Source organism: Candidatus Poriferisocius sp., from assembly GCF_965204145.1.
Classification (GTDB): Bacteria; Actinomycetota; Acidimicrobiia; order Acidimicrobiales; family Bin134; genus Poriferisocius.
Genome location: NZ_OZ241977.1, coordinates 2,807,094 through 2,827,472, shown reverse-complemented (window position 1 = coordinate 2,827,472; position 20,379 = coordinate 2,807,094). Strand labels below are relative to the sequence as shown.

Sequence of the window (20,379 nt, the reverse complement as noted above, 5' to 3'; positions counted from 1 at the left end):
CTTTCTGCGACACACCACTAGATTGCAGGGCTGATGAGAGCGGTGATTTTCCAAGAAGGCTGGGTAACGACCGGCGAGGTGCACGACCCGGAACCGGGCCACCGGCAGCTGCTGGTGGAGGTGCGGGCCGCAGGACTGAACGGCGCCGATATCGCCCAAGCCCGAGGGGGCTACGCTCCGCCGCCGGGAGCGCCGGCCACCGGCGGATTGGAGATGGCCGGGGAAGTGGTGGCCGCCGGTTCGGGCTGCCAGCGGTTTTCAACCGGTGACCGGGTCATGGCGGTTGTCCAGGGGGGAGGGCAGGCTGAGTTCTGCGTGGTGGACGAGCCGTTGGCCATGCCGGTGCCTGAGTCGATGGGTTGGGAGAGCGCAGGGGGACTCCCCGAGGTATTCGCCACCGCCCACGATGCCCTGTTCACCCAAGCCGGTCTGGCCATGGGCGAGCGGGTGTGCATCCATGGTGCCGCGGGAGGGGTGGGAGTGGCCGCTGTGCAGTTGGCCGCGGCCGCTGGCGCTCAGGTGACCGCGACCGTGCGCAACCCCGACTCCCGCGGTGCAGTAGCTGAGTTGGGTGCTCACGCCATCGACCCGGTCGATTTCGTGGACGCCGGGCCATTCGATGTGATCCTCGAGTTGGTAGGTGCTCCCAACTGGCCCGCCAACCTGGAAGCCCTGGCCACCGAAGGGCGCATTGTGGTGATCGGCGTGGGCGCAGGGTCGGAGGTCACGCTGAACCTGGCGCTGCTCATGGTCAAGCGGATCCGGATGTTCGCCTCCACACTCCGGCCCCGCCCCCTGGAGCAGCGCGCCGCCGTCGCCCGGTTGGTAGAACGCCACGTGCTCCCCCTTGTGGAATCGGATCAAGTCCGGGTTCCCGTTGCCCGCACCTTCCCCCTGTCTGAAGCGCCTGCGGCCTATGAGTATTTCGCCGTTCCCGGCAAGCTCGGCAAAGCTGTGCTGATCACCTAGAGGACAGCTGGTCGAGCGCTTCCTGCTCGGACACCACGTCGGCGTATTTGGCGTCGAGGTCGAACAGGTTGGCCTCGTGGACGCGCTGGTCTCGGTCGCCGCAGGCATCGCGCACCACGATGGGGACGAACCCGTGCTGACAGGCGTCGAGCGCGGTGGCCCGAACGCAGCCGCTGGTTGACACGCCGGTGATGATCAGCGTGTCGACACCCAGGGAGGTCAGCGTGGAGGCCAGCGATGTGCCGAAGAATCCCGAGGCGTACTGCTTGACCACCACCACCTCGTTGTCAGCCGGTTCCAGGCCGTCGCCGTACTCGGCCAGCGGATTGCCCCGCACAAAGCACTCCAGCGCGGCGACTTTGCGGAAGAAGATCCCGCCGTCGGCGCCGCCGGGCTGGAACTCCACCCTGGTGTGCAGCACCGGGATCTGGGCACTGCGGGCGGCGGCCAAGATCCGAATGCACGACTCTCGGGCGTCTTCCACGCCGGCGTACAGCGGCGACTGCTCGTCCAAGTACGCCTGGCAGAAGTCCACCACCACCAGCGCGGGATGCTCGCCGAAGCCCAATCGGTTGCTAAACCCGGCCTGGCGATAGTCCTCGGCCAACCCGTCATCGGTCATGCTGATCTACTCCCCTCATCAGCCGATGACACCGTCGGCCCGGAGCTGGTCAACCGCATCATCGTCGAGCCCGAGGATGCCGCCGAACACCTCTTGGTTGTGCTGGCCCAGCGTCGGCCCCGACCACTCGATATCTCCGGGGGTGTCCGACAGCTTGGGCACCACGTTCTGCATGGGGATCGAGCCGAAGTCGGGGCTGTTCACCCAGGCAATGGCCTGGCGGGCGGCGAAGTGCTCGTCGGCCAGCATCTCGGGAGCACGATACATCTGGCCGTTGGGCACGCCGTGCTCGTTCAGCAGCCGGTGCAGGTCCTCGGCGTCGACGGTGGCTGTCCACTCGGCGATCAGCTCGTCGAGCTCAATCTGGTTGTCGCCTCGGGCGAGGTGGGTGGCGTAGCGGGGATCGTCGCCCAGCTCGGGGCGGCCCATCGCCTCGGCCAGCCGCCGCCACACAGTGTCCTGGTTGCCGGAGATCAGGTGCATCTTGCCGTCGCGGGTGGGGTAGACGTTGGCCGGCGCGATGTTGGGAATCATCGAACCGGTGCGCTCTCGAATGAACCCGGCCACGTGGTACTCGGTGAGCAGCGACTCCATAACCGCGAGCACCGACTCGTACAGCGCGGCATCCACCACCTGCCCCTTGCCGGTGCGCTGGCGGGCGTGGAGGGCGTTGAGGGTTCCGATGGTGGCGAACATGGCGGTGAGGGTGTCGCCGATGCTGATGCCGGTGCGGCTGGGCATCTTCTCGGGATCACCGGTGGTGTAGCGGATGCCGCCTATGGCCTCGCCAATGGCGCCGAAGCCGGGCTGGGACGTATACGGCCCCGACTGCCCGTACCCCGAAACCCGGGTGATGATCAGCCGGGGGTTGACGGCGTGGAGCTCCGCAGGCGACAGGCCCCACTTCTCCAGCGTGCCGGGGCGGAAGTTCTCCACCAGCACATCGGCATTGGCCGCCAGTTGGCGCACCAGATCCTGGCCGGCGGCCTCCCGCAGGTTGATGGTGACCGACTTCTTCCCCCGGCCCACCACCGGCCACCACAGCGACTTGCCGTCGGCCTTCTCCTGGCCCCACACCCGCATGGGGTCGCCGGTGCCCGGCGGCTCTACCTTGATCACCTCAGCACCGTGGTCGGCCAGCTGCTGGCCGCAGAACGGCCCGGCCAGCAGGGTTCCCATTTCGATCACCCGGATATCGGTGAGAGCCCCGGTCATGTTCGTCCTCCCTGGTTATGCTCAGACTTGCTGTGAGCGAGCGCATTCAAATCGTGGAGGTGGCCCCCCGGGACGGCTTGCAGGCCGACCCCGCCGACCTCAGCACCGCCCAAAAGGTCGAGCTCATCGAGCGGCTGGCCGCGGCCGGCCACACTCGCATCGAGGCCACCAGCTTCGTCAGCCCCAAGGCGGTGCCCAAGATGGCCGACGGGGATGCGGTAATGGCTGGCGTGCCCCGGTCGGCCGAGGTGAGCTACAGCGCGCTGGCTCTCAACCAAAGAGGGGTTGAGCGGGCCATCGCCGCCGGGGTCGACGAGGTTTGCGGGGTGGTGGTGGCCACCGAGGCGTTCTCCCAGGCCAACCAGCGGGCCACAGTGGCCGAGTCGGTGCAGCGGTGGCGAGACATCAGCAATGCCGCCCGAGCCTCTGGCGTCAAGACCGCGGTCACCGTTTCTGCGGTGTGCGGATGCCCGTACGAGGGGCGGGTGGCCGCTGAGAGTGTGCTTGACATCGTGGGCGAGCTGGCCGAGACCCAACCCGACGAGCTGGCCCTGGCCGACACCATCGGGGCCGGTGTTCCCACCCAAGTGGCCGACCTGTTCGCCGGGGCCCGAGAGCGGGCACCCGGGATCACGCTGCGAGGGCACTTCCACAACACCCGGAACACTGCGCTGGCCAACATCGCCGCCGCAATCGACACCGGCGTGCGGGTGTTCGACTCCAGCCTCGGCGGGGTGGGGGGCTGCCCCTTTGCTCCCAAGGCCACCGGCAACGTGGCCACCGAAGACGTGGTGTATCTGGTGCATGAGATGGGCTACGACACCGGGCTCGACCTCGACGCGCTCATCGACACCACCGCATGGCTGGAGACCCAACTCGGCCACGGCGTGCCCAGCCTGGTGGCCAAGGCCGGGGGATTTCCCACTCCGAAGTGATCTCCTGAGGCCAGCGCGGGGGGCAATCATGTCGGCCTCTTCTGGTATTGCCCGAGAGGGCTGCCCACCACTTGTCCGTCGGACAGGATGCGCTGGCCTCGCATCCAGACATGGCTGACCCTGCCGGTGAGCTCTTGGCCCTCGAACGGGGTGTAGCCCTGGCTGGACTCCGACTCGGCGGCTCGCACCACATGGCTGACCCCCGGATCGAGCAAGGCGATGTCGGCGTCGTAGCCGACGCCGATGGTGCCCTTGGTGCCCAGGCCGTAGCGCAGCGCTGGGTTCCACGACAGCAGCCGGGCCATGTCGGGCAGTCCCAAGCCCCGCTTGGTGCCTTCGGAATACAGCCCGTTCAGCAGGTACTCGGTGCCCCCGAAACCGCTCTTGGCCAGCCAGATGTCATCGGGATTCTCGGCGGAGACCTTGGCCTCTGCCCGGCAGCAGGCGTGGTCGCTCACCACCCAGTCGACTTCGCCGGCCAGCACGTGCTCCCACAGCGCCTCCACATCGGGTCGGGGTCGGATCGGGGGATTGACCTTTCCCCACGGGTCGCCCGAGGTCTCGATGTCCACCAGCAGATGCCCGATGGTGACCTCACGGCGGAAGTCCACGTTCTCGAAGCACCGGCTCATGCGCAGGGCGGCGTCCATGGCCTTGGCCGATGACAGGTGCAAAAGGTTGATGTTGGCAACTTCGGTCTCGTGGGCCAAATACGACGCCACGGTCACGGCCAGCCCTTCGGAGTGGGGAGGCCGGGACGCCGAATAGGCGGCCAATCCAGCCAAGCTGCCCTCGGCCTCGACCAACTTGGTGTAGGCAGTCATGATCTCTGCCGACTCGCAGTGCATGGAGAGTGAGAGCACATCGGCCAGTTCGGGATGGGCCTGACGAGCCTCGGCGATTCCCCGCATGATGAACTCGAAGTGGGCGTAGTCGTAGCGCTCGTCGGGCGGGGTCATCAAGAAGCTGGCCTGGTCGTCGCTCGCGCCGTGCAAGCCGTGGCCGCCGTAGAACATGAAGATCTTGAACGAGGTGACCCCGAATTCGGTGGCCAGCATGGGTATCTCGTCGATGTGGGAGGCCTGCATGGGGGCGAGATGGAAGGCGTAGTCCACATAGCTGCGACCGTCGATGAGGCGCAGTACCTCGGGGAAGAACTCGGCGTAGGGGCCGCCTCGGTTGAGGTAGTACTGGCCGGTCCGCATGTAGTTGAGCACCGTGGTGGTGCCGCCCTGGGCAGCGGCTCGGCTCTCGCTGGTGGCATCTTGGTCCAACGGGTTGTAGATGCCCATGTGGGTGTGGGCGTCCACCGATCCGGGGAAGGCGATGAGGCCGGTGGCGTCGAATACCGTGGTGGGTTCAGCGGAAGCGGCCAGGCCTACGGCCAAATCGCTGATCTTTCCGTCGGTGATGGCGATGTCAACCTCGTCAACCGTGCCCGTGTCGGGCCGAACCACCTTGGCACCGGTGATCACGGTGTCAGTCATGGCTGCTTCCTATGGGGTCGAGCAGTGGTGCCAGCAATCCGGTGACCGACGGTGCCGCGGCCAAGCCGGATAAGGCATCGTAGATTCGGCTGGCGACATCGTCGGCCACCAAACCCGCAGTGTTGTCGGTGTACTTGGCCGCCAACTCGGTGGCCGACAGGGGCCGGTCGGGACCGCCCCGGTTGGCCAGCACCTCCTCCACCAGGGTGTGGCCCGAGATCGTGGTCACGGTCAGCCGGGCGGGAAGCTGGTCGGGGTAGATGGCCATCAATCGGGGGTCACCCATTACTTCAATGCGGGCCATCAGCTTTCGCCGATCCGGGTCGCAGGCCAGCTCATCGGTGAAATCGGCCAATCCCACTCCCAGCCCACCCCCGCCCAAGAACCCGGCGGCAACGGTGTAGGGACCGCTGAACTGGGCTTGGTACCCGGTTTCCGGTTCCCGCTTGGCCTCGATGGGCTCGCCGATGGTGCGAACGGTGGGCGGGGCCACCTCCAGGGTGGCGGTGACGATGTCTTCGGGGTCCAATCCCTTTGAGCGAAGGGCGATGGCCGCGTCGATGCCGGTGTGGGTGAAGTGGTTGGCTGGATAGGGCTTGTAGAAGATGCGGTCGGCCTCCCAGCGCTCTCCCAAATCGGCGGTGACCGCCTCGCAGTCGGCCTGGTCGCCTAGGTAGGCCTGGAACAGACCGAAGCGGCCCTCCACGGCGGTGGGCGGGCCGGTGATGCCTCGGGCGGCGAGTTGGGCCGCGGTGATCCCGGCTCGGGCGGCCCAGCCGCAGTGGAGCCGCTTGACCGTGCCCCCGGCTCGGTTGGCCTCGATGATCCCGCTGGCCATGCTGCACGCGATACCCATGGCGTGGGCGATTCCGTCGGCATCGGCGCCGAGCAGACGGGCGGCGGCCGCCGCCGACCCCACCGCGCCGCAGATCGAGGTGGCGTGCTGGCCCCGCTCGAAGTACACCGACTGGCGGGCCTGGCGGTCGTAACCGCCCATGCCCAGGCGTACCGTGACCTCCAAGCCCGCCGCCACTGCATCGATCAGGGCTGCGCCGGATACTCCCTGCCATTCGGCCACAGCCAGCGAGGCAGGCACCACCGATGCGCTGGGGTGCAGGATAGAAGGCAGATGGGTGTCGTCGTAGTCGAGCGAGTGGGCCAGCACGCCGTTGACAAATGCCGCTTCGGCCGCGGAGGTTGCCCGACCGCCGCCAATGGGAGTGGCTTTAGGGGCGGAACCCTGGTCGGCGGCGAAACCCACGACAGCGCGGGAAGTGTCCAGCACGCTGGCCCGTACCGCGATCCCCACGATGTCGATGATGCGAGAGGGGATGCCAGCTCGCACCGCCTCGGGCACCGGACCGCTGGCCATGGTGCTGAGCTGCGAAAGGACCGGGGTCATGCTAGGGCCAGCGGTCGGACCGGAGCGCCAGTTGCGCCGTAGATGTTCAGGTGGGACAGCACGAACACGAACTCGTACACCTCGTCGGCAGCCAAGCGGTCAAGGTCCAGCGCCTCGATGATGTTGATGCCCTCTTCTACCAGCAGCACCCGGTGGGCGGGCAGCAGAGCGTGGCCCTGTCCGGCGGGCAGGCACTCGAAGGCCAGAGTGTCGGCGCCAGCCAGCGCAGCGCCCTGGTCGGCCAGCCACCGAGCTCCGGCTTCCCCTACCCCGGGCACGCCGGTGTCAGTGCCCAGATAGCGCTCGGGATCGTCGAAGTGCGCCCCCCATCCGCTGCGCACCAGCACGGCATCGCCAGGTTGGATCGGCGTTCCTTGGCGGGCGACGGCGTTCTCCAATTCGGCGACGGTGATTTCGTGGCCGCCCTCGCATATCTCCACGTCCAGCAGCCCGGGAATGTCCAACAGCACACCTCGGCCCACAAACGGCGAAAGCTCGTGGATTCCCAGCACGGTGAAGCTGTCGCCCGCTTGGGCCTCGGCAGCGTCGACTCCTCCGTAGAGCTGGCCTTGGTGGCTGACGTGGGCCAGGGCATCAACGTGGGTGCCGACATGGCAGCCGGTGGTGAGCAGATCGGCTGCGGCCGAACCGCCGTCGGCTCGCACTCGATCGCCGTGGCGCCGGTCCAGGCAGTGGTGAAACTGGGGATGGTTGGGTGATTGGGCCACGCCATTTCGCAGCGTTCGGCCCAAGTCATACACCGTGGCTTGGGCCACCAAGTCGATCAGCCCCGCCGTGCTCACGCTTTGGCTCGAGCTGCTCATGCCACCACCTGCTTGGCTCGCAAGTCCTCGATTTGCTCAACGCTCAGTCCAACCTCTTTCAGCACCTCGTCGGTATCCGCCCCCAGATCACGACCGGTGTGCCGGATGGTCCCCGGCGTGGCTGAAAGTCCGAAGAGCACGTTCTGCATACGAACCGGACCCAGGTCGGGGTCGTCTACCGCGGTGATCGCCTCCCGAGCCTGCACTTGGGGGTCGCTGGCATATTGGGCCACGTCGTAGACCGGCGCCACGGCAACTTCTGCGGCGGCGAACGCGTCCACAACGTCGGCCAGCGTCCGTTCGCCGATCCATGAGGACAGGGCCTCGTCGATCTCTTCAGCGTGCTCGGCTCGACCGGCTCCGGTGGCGAACCAGGGTTCGGACACCAGATCTCCTCGGCCCACCAGTTCCATAGTTCGGCGGGCCACGGAGTCGGCGCTGCTCGACACCGCCACCCAGCAGCCGTCGGCGGTGAGATAGGTGTTACGCGGCGCGTTGTTGGACGAGCGGTTGCCCGACCGCTGGGCGATGTGACCGGTCTGATCCCAGGTGACCACATGGGGGCCGAGCGCGGCGGCCAGGGTTTCCAAGATCGACAAATCCACCACCTGGCCCCTGCCGGTGGCGTGGCGGTGGTGGACTGCCATCATCACCGCAGCCACTCCGCTGAAACCGGCCACGCTGTCGGCCAAGCCGAAGGGCGGCAGGGTAGGGGGTTGGTCGGCCTCGCCGGTCATGTGGGCGAAACCGCTCATCGCCTCGATCAGCGTGCCGAACGCGGGCCGATCGGCGTAGGGGCCGGTCTGCCCGTACCCGGTGACCCGGCACAAGATCAGGCCCGGATTGCGGTCGGACAGCACATCCCAGTCCAGACCCCAGCGCTCAAGCGTGCCAGGCCGGAAGTTCTCGATCACCACGTCGGCGGTGGAAGCAAGGTCCAAGAACACCTCAGCGCCCTCGGGATGGCTCAAATCCAAGCCCAAGCAGCGCTTGTTGCGGGCCACCATCTTCCACCACAGCCCGCGGCCGTCCTTCTGCGCACCGTGGCCCCGCAGGCTGTCACCAGTGAGGGGGTGCTCGACCTTGATCACGTCGGCACCGAAATCAGCCATGATCTGGCCGATCAGCGGTCCGGCCAGAACGGTGGAGGCGTCGATGACCCGTAGATCGGCGATAGGGCCAATCATGCGGAACGACGTTTCTCCCAGTGGAACATTGCTTGTAGTGTTCCCCAATTTGGCGGGTTCAGGCAACCATCAACAGGGAATTATGGGTGAAGACACCAGCTTCGCGGTATGGTCATTCCTCTGAGCGGAACAGCAGAAAATTCGGACTCGGTGTCTGGTTCGGGTCGGGGAGTGGCGGCAATCGAGAGAGCCGTGGATGTGCTGTTCCTGTTCTCGCGGTCGTCGAGCACGCTGGGCGTCACCGAGATTTCGCGCGAGCTGGGGGTGTCTAAGGCGGTGGTCCACCGGATTCTCACCTCCCTGTGCGAACGCGGCCTGCTCATCGTCGACCCCGAGAGTCGGCGCTACGCGCTGGGGCCCGCGGTGCTGGAGTTGGCCGCGGCCTACCGCGATCAACTCGACGTGAGGGACTTGGCGCTGGAAGAGATGCGCCGGCTCAGCGCCGAGACCGACGAGACCGCCACCCTGTCGGTGCGCCACGGCAACCGCCGGGTTTACGTGGCCCAGATCACTCCTCCCCGCGAGGTGAAGATGACCGTGCCCATCGGCGGATCGTTCCCGCTGCATGCCGGCGCTTCGTCGAAGGCGTTCCTGGCCTGGCTCAGCGACGGCGAGATCGACCACTACCTGGCCGAGAATCCGCTGGACTCTTTGACCGAGGCCACCATCGTGTCTGTCGACGAGCTGCGCGCCGAGCTGGACCGCATCCGCCAGCAGGGCTTCGCGGTGTCGCTGGGAGAGCGCCAGCATGACGCTGGCTCGGTGGCCGCGCCCATCCTCGACCACAACCACCAACCAGTGGCGGTGATCAGCATCAGCGGACCGCTGGAGCGGTTCCGCGACAAGATCGCCCGCTCGGCCGCCGCGGTGGTTGAGGCCACCCGAGGGCTCTCGACCAAGCTCGGGGCCCGCCCCACCAACTAAGGACTGGCCAGTGACGGACCAGGTTCGAGCGGCTGCGGTGCAGTTCGCCACCGGCACCGACCTCGACGAGAACCTGGCCACCTGTCTGCGGATGCTGGACGCGGCCGCCGCCGAGGGGGCCGAGCTGGTGGTGATGCCCGAGTTCTGCAACCACCTCTCGGTGTACGACGACCAGGACCACTGCCGCTCGGTGGCGGTGTCGCTCGACGGCCCCTGGCTGGGGGCGCTGACCCGGCGATCCGCAGAGCACGGCGTCTACACCTCGTTGACGGTGACCGTCCCCCGGGGTGGCGACCGGGTAACCGCCACCAATGTGCTGATCGATCCCCGAGGGGAGCTGGCCGCTACGGCCGACAAGCAGATGCTGATGGGCAACGAACGGGCCCACTTGAACGCGGGCGCAGAGGTAAGTCCGGTGGCTGACACCGCATTCGGCCCGGTCGGGCTGTACTCATGTATGGACGGGGTGACCTTCGAGGTGCCCCGCACGTTCGCCGTGAGGGGCGCCCGTCTGCTGTTGAACAGCCTCAACTCGTTCGCCCTCGACGAGGCCAGGCTGCACATCCCGGTGCGGGCGGTGGAGAACGGGGTGTACGTGGTGGCCGCCAACAAGGTGGGTCCACTGCTGCCCGCCGAACAGGTGCCGGCGTTCAGCCAAGCACTGGGCGTGCCCCCAGAGGCTCTGAATGGCGCGGGGGAGAGCCAGATCGTGGCCCCCGACGGCACGGTGTTGGCCATGGCCCCCCGCACCGGTGAGGCAGTGGTCGTGGCCGATTTGGACCTGTCCCGGGTTGAGCCGGATCGGCTGCGGGACCGCCGACCAGAGGTGTACGGCCCACTGGCCCAATCCCACACCGCCCATCCCGCCAGCGACCTGGAATCCGAGGTGGTCGCTGGATGCATTCCCGGCGCCCAGTCATCTCCCGAGCTGGTCGCCGAGGCCATTGGTGCCGGAGCCTCCCTGGTGGTGCTGCCCGAGCTGACGCCGCCGCCACCGAGCATCCCTCCCGGCGTGCTGGTGGTGACCACTGTCCTGCGGGATAGCCAGCACCTCGGTCAGGTGTGGTCGGCCGATGGCGTTGTCCACGAACAGGCGCAGATCCACCACTGCGACCGCCACGGTGGTGTCACCCGGTTGGGCAGCGAGATGAGCTTGTACCCGACGCCGTTCGGCGACTTGGCGGTGATCGTGGGAGAGGATCACCGCTACCCCGAGACCTTCCGACTGGCCGCCATCGCCGGAGCCCATCTGGTCGCGGTGTGCTGGCAGCCTGAGCACCGTTGGGAATGCGACTTGGCCCTGGTCGAACGGGCCGCGGAGAACCGGGTCAGCGTGGCGGCGTGCGGACCCCTCGGCCCGCTGGCCGCCACCATGCTGCTCGACCCCCCAGCCGATTCGCTGTGGAACCCCAACCGGTCAAGCCCCTACAACGGCACCATCAACACCCCGACTAGTCAGCGGGCCGAACCCGACGACGATCTGCTGATCGGCTCGCTGCACCCCGGCCGGGCAGTGAACCGAGAGGTGTCCAAGGACACCGACCTGGTAGGCGGGCGCCCATGGCGAGCCTCCGCGGCACTAGTTGAGCCAGTGGCTCAAGCTATGGCTGAGGGCTGACCTAGCGATCCGCCGGTACTCGGGCGAGCACCGCCCGGGCCCAGCGCATCACTGCCGCGTCGATGAACTCACCGTCGAGCACCGCTACCACCCGACCCTCGGCCGCTGCCTCCTCGAAAGCGGCCACCACCGCCTCCGCCCGGGCGATCTCGTCATCCGTGGGGGTGAAGGCGGCGTTCACTGCGGCCACCTGCTTGGGGTGGATCACCGACCGGCCGCCGAAGCCGTGGCGGCGAAGCGATTCGCTGGTGGCGGCCAGCCCCGCGTCGTCGTCGAGGTTGGTGAACACCGGCCCACAGGGTGCTTCGAGCCCCTTGCCGACCGAAGCCACCACCACCCGAGTGCGGATGGGCCACATCTCCAGAGCGTCGGGCGATGGCTGCATGCCCATGTCGGCGGCCAGGTCGGCCTCGCCCAAGGCCAGGCGTACCACCTCGGGCACCGCGGCGATCTCGTATATCTCAGCCACCCCCACCGCCGACTCGATGAGAGCGGTCACCGGGCAGCCGCCGAAGTCGATCGAGCAGGCTGCGGCATCGGCTTTGGGCACGACCACGCCGGCAAAGCCCACGCCATCGGAAACCAGCGACCGCAGCAGTTCGGCGTCCTCGTCCACCATGTCGGGGCGGTTGTTGATCCGCACCCAGGCCGGCACGCCGGGATTGGCCCGGAGCCACTGGCCCACCGCCGCTCGGGCGGTTGCCTTGGCCGCTTCGGCCACCGCGTCCTCGAGGTCGCAGATGATGGCGTCAGCTCCCGAGGTCAGCGCCTTGTCGAAGCGGTCGGGACGATCTCCGGGGACATAAAGCGTGGTGCGGCTCATCGGATTCTCGGCTCCTCGCGGCTGGTTGACACTGGTTTGGCCTGGCCCTACTGTCAGACTAACGAAACGTTGTTCCGCTTACCGGAACAGTGTGCCGCTGACGAGACCGGAGCACCAATGCGCGAGACGCTGAAGGGCGTCCAAGACATCTTCGACGAACGGGGCCCCACAAACGCCACGCCCACGTTCAACCGACTGTGGTCGATCACCGAAGAGCTCATGGCCAAGATCGAGGCCCGCTTTGAGCTGTCACGCGACCCCAGCACCGAAGACCTGGAGTCGTACCGGGGCGAGGCCGAGTTCCCCGCGGGACGGCTGGCCGGCTACACCGGCCCGGAGATGGACTGGCTCATCCACTCGTGGATCGGCAACCCGCCGCTGGGGTTCACCAACATGCACGTCACCGCCTGGCTCGGTCCTCACATTGATGTGCCCCATCTGGGCATCGCCTGGGGAACGCTTCCCGACCTGTGGTTCTACATCGACTACAACCCTCGCTCCGATCTCATGCTCGACACCGACTCGCTCGACAAGTACTGGGGTCCGCTCAACGAGGAGTTCTTGGAGCTGCGGGCCGACGAAGGGCTGGCGCCGTTCACTTCCCGGGCCTTGTACGTGCGCCAGGCTCTGAGCGAAGTGGCTGTCTGCTTCACCACTCCGGGCCAGACCTACGACGAGGGCCGGCTCAACCAGGTGAGCGAGCTGGCCCACCGGCGGGTCGACCAGTGGTTGGCGTGGGTGGACGAGGCCGAGCCCGTGCCACTGGAGCGCCGGGAGCAGCTGGCCGCCGACGATCTGACCCGGCGGCGTAACATCGCCGAGAGAGACCCGGCCAACGTCATGGGTGTGCGCTTCTTCGGGGAGGAGATGACCGACCGTCTGGTGCGGGCCCTGTGGGGCGGCGACCGGGTTTTGCCCCGACCCGGCTGAGGGGGAGCTGGCATGTTGATCGGCAACTCACACCGACTGGAGAGGACAGCGCCATGTTGATCAAGAACCAGTGGTATGCCGTGGAATTCGGACAGTGGGTGACCGACCAGCCGGTGCTGGCCCGGGTCCACGGCCACGACCTGGTGCTGTGGCGCAGCCCGAACGGCACGGTCAACGCCCAGTCCGACCTGTGCGTGCACCGGGGCGGCTCTCTGGCCGGCGGCTCGGTGGTGGGCGACTGCGTGCAGTGCCCCTACCACGGCTGGCGCTACGGAGCCGACGGGGACTGCGTGGAGATACCCGCCAACCGCCCGGGCTTGCCCATTCCCCGCAAGGCCCGGATCGACACCTACCCCTGCATCGAGCGCTACGGCTTCGTGTGGGTGTTCTTGGGCGATCTGGCCCCCGAGGATCGGCCCCCGGTGCCCGAGTTGGATGGGCTTGAGGAGCACACCGAAGCCAGGGCCGAGGGATACCGGGCGATCATCGGCGAGTTCACCTGGCAGGCCAACTACGACCGGGTGCTGGAGAACGCGGTGGACATCGCCCACACCCCCTTCGTGCATTCCGGTTCGTTCGGCAACAAAGATCAACCCGAGATCCAAGACTTCGACCTCGACGAAACCCGGGTCAACGGCCATTTGGCGTCGGTCACGGCCACCGTGGAGCTCGAACCGCCCCGCCCGTCGGGCATGTGGCGGTTCATCTCCAAGAAGGACCGCCCTCCGGTGAGCACCTCCACCGGGTTCTACCCGCCCAACGTGTCGATGCTCATCGTGCGGCTGCCCATGGGCGAGATCCGCATCTTCACCGCCGCGGTGCCCCGCGACGAGCACGTCACCGTCTCCAAGTTCTGCATGCTGCGCACGTTCTTCACCGGGGGCTGGGCCGACAAGAACTCCTACGACCGCACCATCAAGATCTTCCTGGAAGACCAGCCCACCGTTGAGGGCCAGCGGCCGGAGCTGCTGCCGTTCGACCTGTCCGCCGAGCTCCACGTCAAGTCCGACTCCATCCAACTGGCCTACCGCCGCTGGCGCCAGGAGCAGATCGACAAGGGTTGGGCGCTCGAGACCCCGCCGGACGAGGAGGCCATGCGGGCCGCGGCGGTGATTCCCTCGCCGGGGCGCACCGGCGACCCCGAGCTGGCCAACGCCTGGGTGTTCCCCGCTGTCGGCGAGGACCGATCATGAGCCTGTCGGCTGATCTTTGCATCGGAACCGTGGAGGCCATCGCCAGCCGACTGGACCTGGAGGAGACCGTGCACACTCCGCTGGCCTCGGCCATGGACGAATCGCCGGTCGGGGCCCATCGGGTGCTGGCCCGCGACGGGGTGGCGGAACTGGTGTACGTGGGCATGACAGTGGAGGCATTCGGGCTCGACAGCCACATGTGCTTCGCCTTCACCCCGGCGGCCAGCCCGGTGCCCCACTTCACGGTCGACTCGGTGTTGGCCGGACCGCACTACGCCTTCCACTTGGATCTGATCCCTCGGCTGGACCCAGGCGCCAACCTGGCTTACATCGACCATTGCTACGGCCCGCTTACCGAAGTCCACGACGAGACCATGCAGATCGAAGGGCTCACCCCCGCCCACTTGTCGCCCCGCCAGTGGCAGCTCATGTCGGCATGGATGCTGGCCCACCGGGCGGATGAGGACGGCTTCCGTTCCGTGTTCGGCGCAGTGGCCTCCTACCGCGACCACTGGCTGGGACTGGTGGAAGCCGGTGTGCCCGACGAGGCCACCGGCGGCGCCACCGCCGAGCAGCTCTCTGATCGCGATGCCCGCAACCGGGCCGCCATCTTCAATCCGGAAGTCGACCCGGTGTGGGCCCGAGTCGACCAATTGCTCGGCCCCGAGACGAGCGCCGACATCCAAGCCAGCCTGAAGACCGCGGCCCGCACCTGAGGAGACCCCATGAGCGAATCCAAAGCCTCCGAGTGGCAACAGCGCATCACCGGCGAGTGGTACGGCCTGCCGTCAGTGTTCGACGCCGAGGGCAACCACACCGGGTTCAACAAGGTCAGCCGGGCCAGCGTTTTCGCCGACGGCAAGGTCACCTACTGGATGCAGTGCAATTTCATGAACACCGGTCCGCTGCGCAATCGGTTCGAGATCAGGGACTTCGAGTTCGGCGTGGACGACCGGGGCAACGACCGCATCTACCAGGGTCCCGACTTCTACGGAGCCGGGCATCCCTATGGCTCACTGGTGGACTCCCACTACTACGCGCCGGGCTGGCGGGCCGACCTCAACACCATGAACCAGATCCTCCCCGACGGGGTGACCCAGGTGTACTCGTCGCTGCTGTATGAGGGCCCCACCATCTTCTCGGTGTTCAACGGCGTGTACCTGAACGCCCACGACTACGACACCAATCCCGACACCAAGGCGTGGATCGACGCCCACATCGAGGCCGAGCGGGAAATGGCCGCTTGGCCCCACACCGTGCCCGACCGCATCGGAGGCGAATGGACCGGGGAGTGCGAAGTGTTCGGGGCCGACCAGCAGCGCCGGGGCACCGTGAGCGTGCGCCTGCGCCACGACCCCATCGACCTGGTGCGCGCCACCCAAGTCCTGGAGCTCTCCGGCGAAATCGACTACTCCCACACCTTCATCCGCACCCGCTCCCACGGCAACCGCTACACCTACGACGGCCCCGATCTGTGGGGCAACGCCATCGCCTACGGCCGAGCCCTCTACACCTCCCAGCACCACGTCAGCGAGCCCTTCAAAGTCAAAGGCCGAGAGTTCATCATCGACCGCGACTACACCTTGGCCGTGGCCTGGAAGCTCTACGACGGCGACCGCATGACCGACATAGTCTTCGGCCCCCTCACCTACACCCCCGACGCCTAGCGGCAACACCTGGGGAACCTTGTTAGGCACATGTTATGTAATATAATATTATTACAGTGTATTTGGATTTCTCCCAGCTCCAATTCTCTGACAGCGCACGGCGACATGGAGTTGCGGAAGACGATGCGCTCCACGCATGCCGGAACGCGATCCGGATCATCCGCCTGGATGACTTGTTGATGTTCATTGGAAGCGACCGCAGCGGCCGGATGTTGGAAGTGGGGGTAGCGAATACGGATGGAACCCCTAGAATCATTCATGCGATGCCGGCACGGACCCACTACTTGAGGTGACCGACATGACCCAATCTCTTCGAGAATTGATCGCTGACGCTAAGACGAGCGGTAACTGGGATGCGGTCGCTGACTGGTGCGAGAGCTTTGACTGGTCAGAGGGGGAGGACATCCCCGTCGCCGAGTTCTACCTCGGGTGTGCGGCCGCGGCCCGACCCAGGAATGAGTCGCAAATCATCGAAACGGTGTCAGCAGCTAGAGCGAACGGAACCTCATGGACTCGCATAGGCCAGATCCTCGGCACTTCCTCCCAGGCCGCCCAGGAGCATTACTCCCATCTGATAGACGCCCCCGAGCCCGCCCACTAGCTGCCCAACAAGGACAGAGACCGCCGTTAGACGGCGGTCTCGACCCTACCGGCGAAGCGATAGGGGTGGTGCAGGCAACCTACCACCGGGCAGGTGGACCATCAACGGTCACCGATACCGAGCGGCCCCCATCGTCCACGTCTTCGGTGATCTGGATGCCGGTGGCTCCGATCGGGTCGCGCATGGCCCAGAGGCGGCGGTGGTGTGTGGGGGAGGGTTGGTCGGCGGCTACCAGCATGGGGCCGACGGTTCTTTGGAGGGGCCAGTGGGCGTTGGGTTTGGGGGCGGGGGCTGACAAGTCGAGGCGGGGCTCGATGCTGGAGGCTTCGGGCACGGCTACGCCGATGATGTCGGCTACTGAGCGTCCGGCTAGGGAGAAGAAGCCGCCGGTGAGCTGGCGGTCGGGGGCGACGAGGACGCTGTAGGACTCGAATTCGTAGCCGAAGCGGGGCCAGAGTCCTTGGCCGGTGAGGGCGCCGGGCTGCCACATGGTGCCGACGCCCACTACGTCGGGGCCGAGATAGCGGCGCTGGTCACCGGCGACCTCTAGATCGAATACCCACTCGCCGGCGAAGGCGGCCATGGGGTGGTCGGCCAGTTCGGGGGAGGGATGGCATTGCTGGGTCACCCGCAGCTGGTTCTCTCCGGTGGGCTCGACGATCCGGCGCTGGGCCACCTCGCCCCGGAAGGTGCCGTCGGGGTCGTAGACGTACTCGTTGATCAACCAGTCGCCGCTGAAGCGGTCTTTCTCGGTCATGCCGGTTCGAAGGCCAAGGCCCCGTAGGCCGCTCCGAGGCGCTGCTCGCCCCGATACCAGATGTGGAGCACCGCCTTGATAGTGCCGTCTCGCGACACCACCTCGCGTCGCCACACCCGAAGCCCTTGGCGGTGGAGATGGAGCTGTCCGCTGAAGCCTCGGCCGCCGCTGAGGCTGCCGCTGCCCATCAGATCGCCCTCCGGGGTCCACGCCGTCCAGCCGTCAGACAACAGGGTGAACGTCAGGCCGGGGGAGTAGTCGGCGCCCGAGAGTCCTACCTCCCACGAGTCGCCTTGCTGAATGACTGTTTCGGTGTAATCGGCTGGTCCGGTGGGCGCGTAGTCGGCGTCGAGGCGATGCAGTTGGCCCGACCACCGGCCGGCCCGCAGCAGCAACAGCTCGCCTCGGCCGGCTGTGGGATCGTCGCCCAGCGCCTGCGGGTCCATTGGTGCAACCGGGGGTGGCTTGGGATCCGACGGGTCAACCTGGCGCTGGTATTCCCCCACCACGGTCCAGCGGAGCCGGTCGCCCCGACTGAGCAGGGCCAGCGAGAGCTGGTGGGTGCCGTCGGGCAGCACCATCAGGAAGAAGCGCTGCGACAGCCCCAGGTCGGGCCAGTAGTTGTGGGCGACCACCAGGCCGTCGCCCATCGCCTCGGCATAGCCGATGTTGAGCGGTCCTTCGTAGGTGCGGTGCGAGCCGTGGTCGACGATGGTGTAGACGCCAGACAGGGAGAACGGCCCGTCGAACTCGACCTCCACCGTCACCCGACCAGCTTGGTCGTCGGCCTTCACTGATCGGGTGTCGCGCCCCATTCCGGCAAAGCGGCCATCGGCGTCGTAGACCTCAGCCGCGCCGATCCACTCGCCGACTCCTTGGGAAAACGACCCCTTGCTCACATTCCGACCAGGCGAACCGTCTGTGTCGCCACTGGCGTGGCGGCCAGCACCGCGCCGAGGTCGGTACCGGGAGGCTGGGGAGCGAGATACCGGCCTTCGGTGGCCAGCTCAAGCCCGTCTTCGCCAAACGGGTAGGGATCCAACCCGTATTCCCCGCCAGGACGCTCGACTACCGAGATGGTCACGTCGTCGCCCACTGCCCGGGGCACGTTGAGGAAGTCTGAGGGGCCCCGCTCTCCTTCAGGAGCCAGGTGAAAGTACAGGGAGAAGGTGTCGAAGAACTGGAGCTGCTTGTAGGCGTGGAACAGATAGTCGTCGCTGGCGTGGTCGGGATCGTCGGCGGCCAACTGCTCCTTCAGGCGGCGCTGGCGGCTCTCCTCATCGCCCAGCATGGCGTCGACCTCGGGGCGCAGGTCGTTGGGGATCAGGTCCAAGAAGATCTTGTCGCTCAACCCGTACCGTCCCCGGTACAGGCCGTAGGTGTGCATCGACGAGATGATGCCGCTGAACGGGTGATGGGCCTCGTTGAACGCCGGCGACCCAGCCGATGTGGTCACAATCTGAGGCAGCGGGGTGGCCGTGAGGTTGTAGGGAAGGCCGGTGTCGGGGTTCTGGGGGGCCTGGGCGTCGAGGTCGGCCCAGCCCTGGTCGTGGTGGTCGACGATGAACTGCATCGGCTCGGCCGGTTCGAGCCCGTCGAACTCGCTGTTACCGAAGTTGGCGGCCAGCGACCCGGCGAAGGCGGTGTGCTGGTGCATGGCGATCACGAAATGGGGGGCGTCGGCCTCGCCTCCGGGGGCGCTCTGGACGATCATGGCCGCTGCACCCGGGTGAAGTCCTGGATCTGGAACAGGTTGGTGGCGCCATCGCGCACCTTGTGGGTGATGATGCGACGGGTGTCCGGATCCAAGAAATAGTGGTTGTTGTAGACGATGTTGTTGCTCACCCGGCTGTCGATGGTGAAGACGTAGTTGTACGGGGTGAGCTCGGCCCCTTCGAGGCTGAGCTGCTCGCTGTCGGCAAAGCACCGCTTGCCGTCGACTTGGATCGGGGTGTCGAAGATGGTCTCGCCCACGCCGTAGAGGTTCTCGAAGTGCTCGTGTAGGTGCCAGGTGTTGTCGTCCAGCCAGTACACGTCCATGTGTACCGCGCTGGATTCGAGGAAATCGCCGTGGGGGGTGAAGCTCTTGCACAACCCCTCCCAGTGGCCCATAAAGCACTGGTACGGCCGAGGCGAGGCCGGGCCGTAGTTTCTGGTGTCGCTCACCTTGGGAATCGTAGAGTGTGCTGGAACTTGATGAAACCGTGTTCCTCTGAGCGAAACAACGCCGTGACCAAGAGCGCCACATGATCGTCCGAGGGCTGCACTTCTCCTTTGACGCCGACGGAGATGCCGCGCTGGGAACGCTGTTCTACCCCGGCGACGACCGCCGCCTCGATGAGGCCCGCCTGACCGGACAGGTTCCAGCCGACGACACCGATGCCCCGTGGCCTGTCGTCGTCTTGCTGCCGGGCATCAACGTGGCCCCCGACGGCTACCGGTGGCTGGCCCACCGGCTGGTGGCCGAGGGACTGTGCGTGGTGACCTTTGCCGCCATCGGGTCGCTGGGACCGGCGGGGCGGGGCATCACCCCTGGTCTCGACCTGGCCGCATTGGCCCCCGACACCATCGGCACCCGGCCCTCCTCCACCGCACTCGGGCCGTTGCTGGCCTGCCTGGCAGAACTCTCAGCCGATGAGCACAGCCCGGTGGCCGGACAGGTGGACTTGGATCGAGTGGTGGTGGGCGGCCATTCGGCGGGTGGCACGGCAGCGCTGCACAACAGCGATCCGTCTTGGGTGCCGGGCTTGCAGGCGGTGTTCGCCTACGCCGCCCACACCATGGTGGCCACGGCTCTGGGGCATGGCGAGGCCGCCGTCGTGCCCATTCCGGCCAAAGTTCCGATGCTGCTGCTGGGCGGTGCCGACGACGGGGTCATCGCGGCCAGCCGCGACCGCTACCGCACCGACGACGGCGACCACGACCCCGTCCGGCGGACCTTTGCCGAGGCCATTCATCGGCAGCAGGGAGATTCCTGGCTGGTCGAGTTGGCCGGCGCAGGACACTTCGCCATCTGCGACCCGGTGGACACCACCAGCGGCCGCTCCTTCCTGGAGTCCGACTCCGCGACCGCCGACCCAGCCATCCGGGAACTGCTCGGCGACCTCATCGCCGCGTTCACCGCCGCCAGCCTGGGCCGGCCGAGTCGGGCCAATATGGAGCAATTGGTCGACCAGTCGTCAGTCAGTCACTGGGAACGACGTTGAGCAATAGGAGGAGCCCAAA

21 protein-coding genes are annotated in these 20,379 nt (G+C 66.9%); 10 read left to right on the top strand and 11 right to left on the bottom strand.

Features of this window, described 5'->3' with window-relative positions:
- Positions 1-33 precede the first annotated feature (33 nt).
- Positions 34-969 (top strand): zinc-binding dehydrogenase, encoded by a 936-nt coding sequence (locus ACOGI7_RS13090; protein ID WP_419849199.1) that lies wholly within the window; start codon positions 34-36, stop codon positions 967-969.
- Here ACOGI7_RS13090 and ACOGI7_RS13085 read toward each other — a convergent pair.
- Both ACOGI7_RS13085 and ACOGI7_RS13080 read right to left on the bottom strand, forming a co-directional pair.
- On the bottom strand, positions 962-1,591 hold the full coding sequence (locus tag ACOGI7_RS13085) for an N-carbamoylsarcosine amidohydrolase (RefSeq protein WP_419849198.1): 630 nt from the start codon (positions 1,589-1,591) through the stop codon (positions 962-964). The genes ACOGI7_RS13090 and ACOGI7_RS13085 overlap by 8 nt on opposite strands.
- A gap of 18 nt (positions 1,592-1,609) precedes the next feature.
- Positions 1,610-2,806: a CaiB/BaiF CoA transferase family protein gene (locus tag ACOGI7_RS13080; protein WP_419849197.1), complete on the bottom strand. Its 1,197-nt coding sequence runs from the start codon at positions 2,804-2,806 to the stop codon at positions 1,610-1,612.
- Between the two features lie 32 nt (positions 2,807-2,838).
- On the opposite strand from ACOGI7_RS13080, the gene ACOGI7_RS13075 reads away from it, so the two are divergent.
- Positions 2,839-3,741: a hydroxymethylglutaryl-CoA lyase gene (locus ACOGI7_RS13075; RefSeq protein ID WP_419849196.1), complete on the top strand. Its 903-nt coding sequence runs from the start codon at positions 2,839-2,841 to the stop codon at positions 3,739-3,741.
- Positions 3,742-3,767: 26 nt separating this feature from the next.
- Here ACOGI7_RS13075 and ACOGI7_RS13070 read toward each other — a convergent pair whose 3' ends face one another.
- From ACOGI7_RS13070 to ACOGI7_RS13055, 4 genes are read right to left on the bottom strand one after another with little or no spacing between them, the layout of a single operon-like run.
- Entirely contained in the window at positions 3,768-5,228 is a 1,461-nt protein-coding gene (locus tag ACOGI7_RS13070; protein ID WP_419849195.1) for a dihydroorotase, read from the bottom strand.
- On the bottom strand, positions 5,221-6,630 hold the full coding sequence (locus tag ACOGI7_RS13065) for an MmgE/PrpD family protein (protein ID WP_419849194.1): 1,410 nt from the start codon (positions 6,628-6,630) through the stop codon (positions 5,221-5,223). Before ACOGI7_RS13065 ends, ACOGI7_RS13070 begins: the two co-directional genes overlap by 8 nt.
- Positions 6,627-7,454, bottom strand: a complete 828-nt coding sequence (locus ACOGI7_RS13060) for a cyclase family protein (RefSeq protein WP_419849193.1) — start codon at positions 7,452-7,454, stop codon at positions 6,627-6,629. The genes ACOGI7_RS13065 and ACOGI7_RS13060 overlap by 4 nt, the downstream gene beginning before the upstream one ends.
- Complete coding sequence (locus tag ACOGI7_RS13055) at positions 7,451-8,641, bottom strand: CaiB/BaiF CoA transferase family protein (RefSeq protein ID WP_419849192.1); 1,191 nt, start codon at positions 8,639-8,641, stop codon at positions 7,451-7,453. Before ACOGI7_RS13055 ends, ACOGI7_RS13060 begins: the two co-directional genes overlap by 4 nt.
- A 171-nt stretch (positions 8,642-8,812) precedes the next feature.
- Here ACOGI7_RS13055 and ACOGI7_RS13050 point away from each other — a divergent pair, with 171 nt between their 5' ends.
- Positions 8,813-9,565: an IclR family transcriptional regulator gene (locus ACOGI7_RS13050; RefSeq protein WP_419849191.1), complete on the top strand. Its 753-nt coding sequence runs from the start codon at positions 8,813-8,815 to the stop codon at positions 9,563-9,565.
- A 10-nt stretch (positions 9,566-9,575) separates the two neighbouring features.
- Complete coding sequence (locus tag ACOGI7_RS13045; RefSeq protein ID WP_419849190.1) at positions 9,576-11,183, top strand: nitrilase-related carbon-nitrogen hydrolase; 1,608 nt, start codon at positions 9,576-9,578, stop codon at positions 11,181-11,183.
- 1 nt (position 11,184) lies between these two features.
- Here ACOGI7_RS13045 and ACOGI7_RS13040 read toward each other — a convergent pair whose 3' ends face one another.
- The gene (locus tag ACOGI7_RS13040) at positions 11,185-12,006 is read right to left on the bottom strand and encodes an HpcH/HpaI aldolase/citrate lyase family protein (RefSeq protein WP_419849189.1); all 822 of its coding nucleotides are present in this window, start codon (positions 12,004-12,006) and stop codon (positions 11,185-11,187) included.
- Between the two features lie 117 nt (positions 12,007-12,123).
- Here ACOGI7_RS13040 and ACOGI7_RS13035 point away from each other — a divergent pair, with 117 nt between their 5' ends.
- The 5 genes from ACOGI7_RS13035 (at position 12,124) to ACOGI7_RS13015 (ending at position 16,397) form a co-directional block, all read left to right on the top strand.
- Positions 12,124-12,936, top strand: a complete 813-nt coding sequence (locus tag ACOGI7_RS13035) for an oxidoreductase (RefSeq protein ID WP_419849188.1) — start codon at positions 12,124-12,126, stop codon at positions 12,934-12,936.
- A 53-nt stretch (positions 12,937-12,989) separates the two neighbouring features.
- Positions 12,990-14,129, top strand: coding sequence for a Rieske 2Fe-2S domain-containing protein (locus ACOGI7_RS13030; RefSeq protein ID WP_419849187.1), 1,140 nt, complete (start codon positions 12,990-12,992; stop codon positions 14,127-14,129).
- On the top strand, positions 14,126-14,845 hold the full coding sequence (locus ACOGI7_RS13025; protein ID WP_419849186.1) for a hypothetical protein: 720 nt from the start codon (positions 14,126-14,128) through the stop codon (positions 14,843-14,845). Before ACOGI7_RS13030 ends, ACOGI7_RS13025 begins: the two co-directional genes overlap by 4 nt.
- A gap of 9 nt (positions 14,846-14,854) precedes the next feature.
- Entirely contained in the window at positions 14,855-15,796 is a 942-nt protein-coding gene (locus tag ACOGI7_RS13020; RefSeq protein WP_419849185.1) for a hypothetical protein, read from the top strand.
- A gap of 298 nt (positions 15,797-16,094) precedes the next feature.
- Positions 16,095-16,397, top strand: coding sequence for a hypothetical protein (locus ACOGI7_RS13015; protein WP_419849184.1), 303 nt, complete (start codon positions 16,095-16,097; stop codon positions 16,395-16,397).
- 79 nt (positions 16,398-16,476) lie between these two features.
- Here ACOGI7_RS13015 and ACOGI7_RS13010 read toward each other — a convergent pair whose 3' ends face one another.
- Genes ACOGI7_RS13010 through ACOGI7_RS12995 form a run of 4 tightly spaced genes read right to left on the bottom strand, consistent with a single transcriptional unit; the run spans position 16,477 to position 19,320 of the window.
- Positions 16,477-17,154: a hypothetical protein gene (locus tag ACOGI7_RS13010; protein ID WP_419849183.1), complete on the bottom strand. Its 678-nt coding sequence runs from the start codon at positions 17,152-17,154 to the stop codon at positions 16,477-16,479.
- Positions 17,151-18,053 (bottom strand): hypothetical protein, encoded by a 903-nt coding sequence (locus ACOGI7_RS13005; RefSeq protein WP_419849182.1) that lies wholly within the window; start codon positions 18,051-18,053, stop codon positions 17,151-17,153. Before ACOGI7_RS13005 ends, ACOGI7_RS13010 begins: the two co-directional genes overlap by 4 nt.
- The gene (locus tag ACOGI7_RS13000; protein WP_419849181.1) at positions 18,050-18,868 is read right to left on the bottom strand and encodes a DUF3891 family protein; all 819 of its coding nucleotides are present in this window, start codon (positions 18,866-18,868) and stop codon (positions 18,050-18,052) included. The genes ACOGI7_RS13005 and ACOGI7_RS13000 overlap by 4 nt, the downstream gene beginning before the upstream one ends.
- Positions 18,865-19,320, bottom strand: a complete 456-nt coding sequence (locus ACOGI7_RS12995) for a hypothetical protein (RefSeq protein ID WP_419849180.1) — start codon at positions 19,318-19,320, stop codon at positions 18,865-18,867. The genes ACOGI7_RS13000 and ACOGI7_RS12995 overlap by 4 nt, the downstream gene beginning before the upstream one ends.
- Before the next feature lie 80 nt (positions 19,321-19,400).
- Between ACOGI7_RS12995 and ACOGI7_RS12990 the strand changes: the two genes are divergently transcribed.
- The gene (locus tag ACOGI7_RS12990; RefSeq protein ID WP_419849179.1) at positions 19,401-20,360 is read left to right on the top strand and encodes a hypothetical protein; all 960 of its coding nucleotides are present in this window, start codon (positions 19,401-19,403) and stop codon (positions 20,358-20,360) included.
- Positions 20,361-20,379 lie beyond the last annotated feature (19 nt).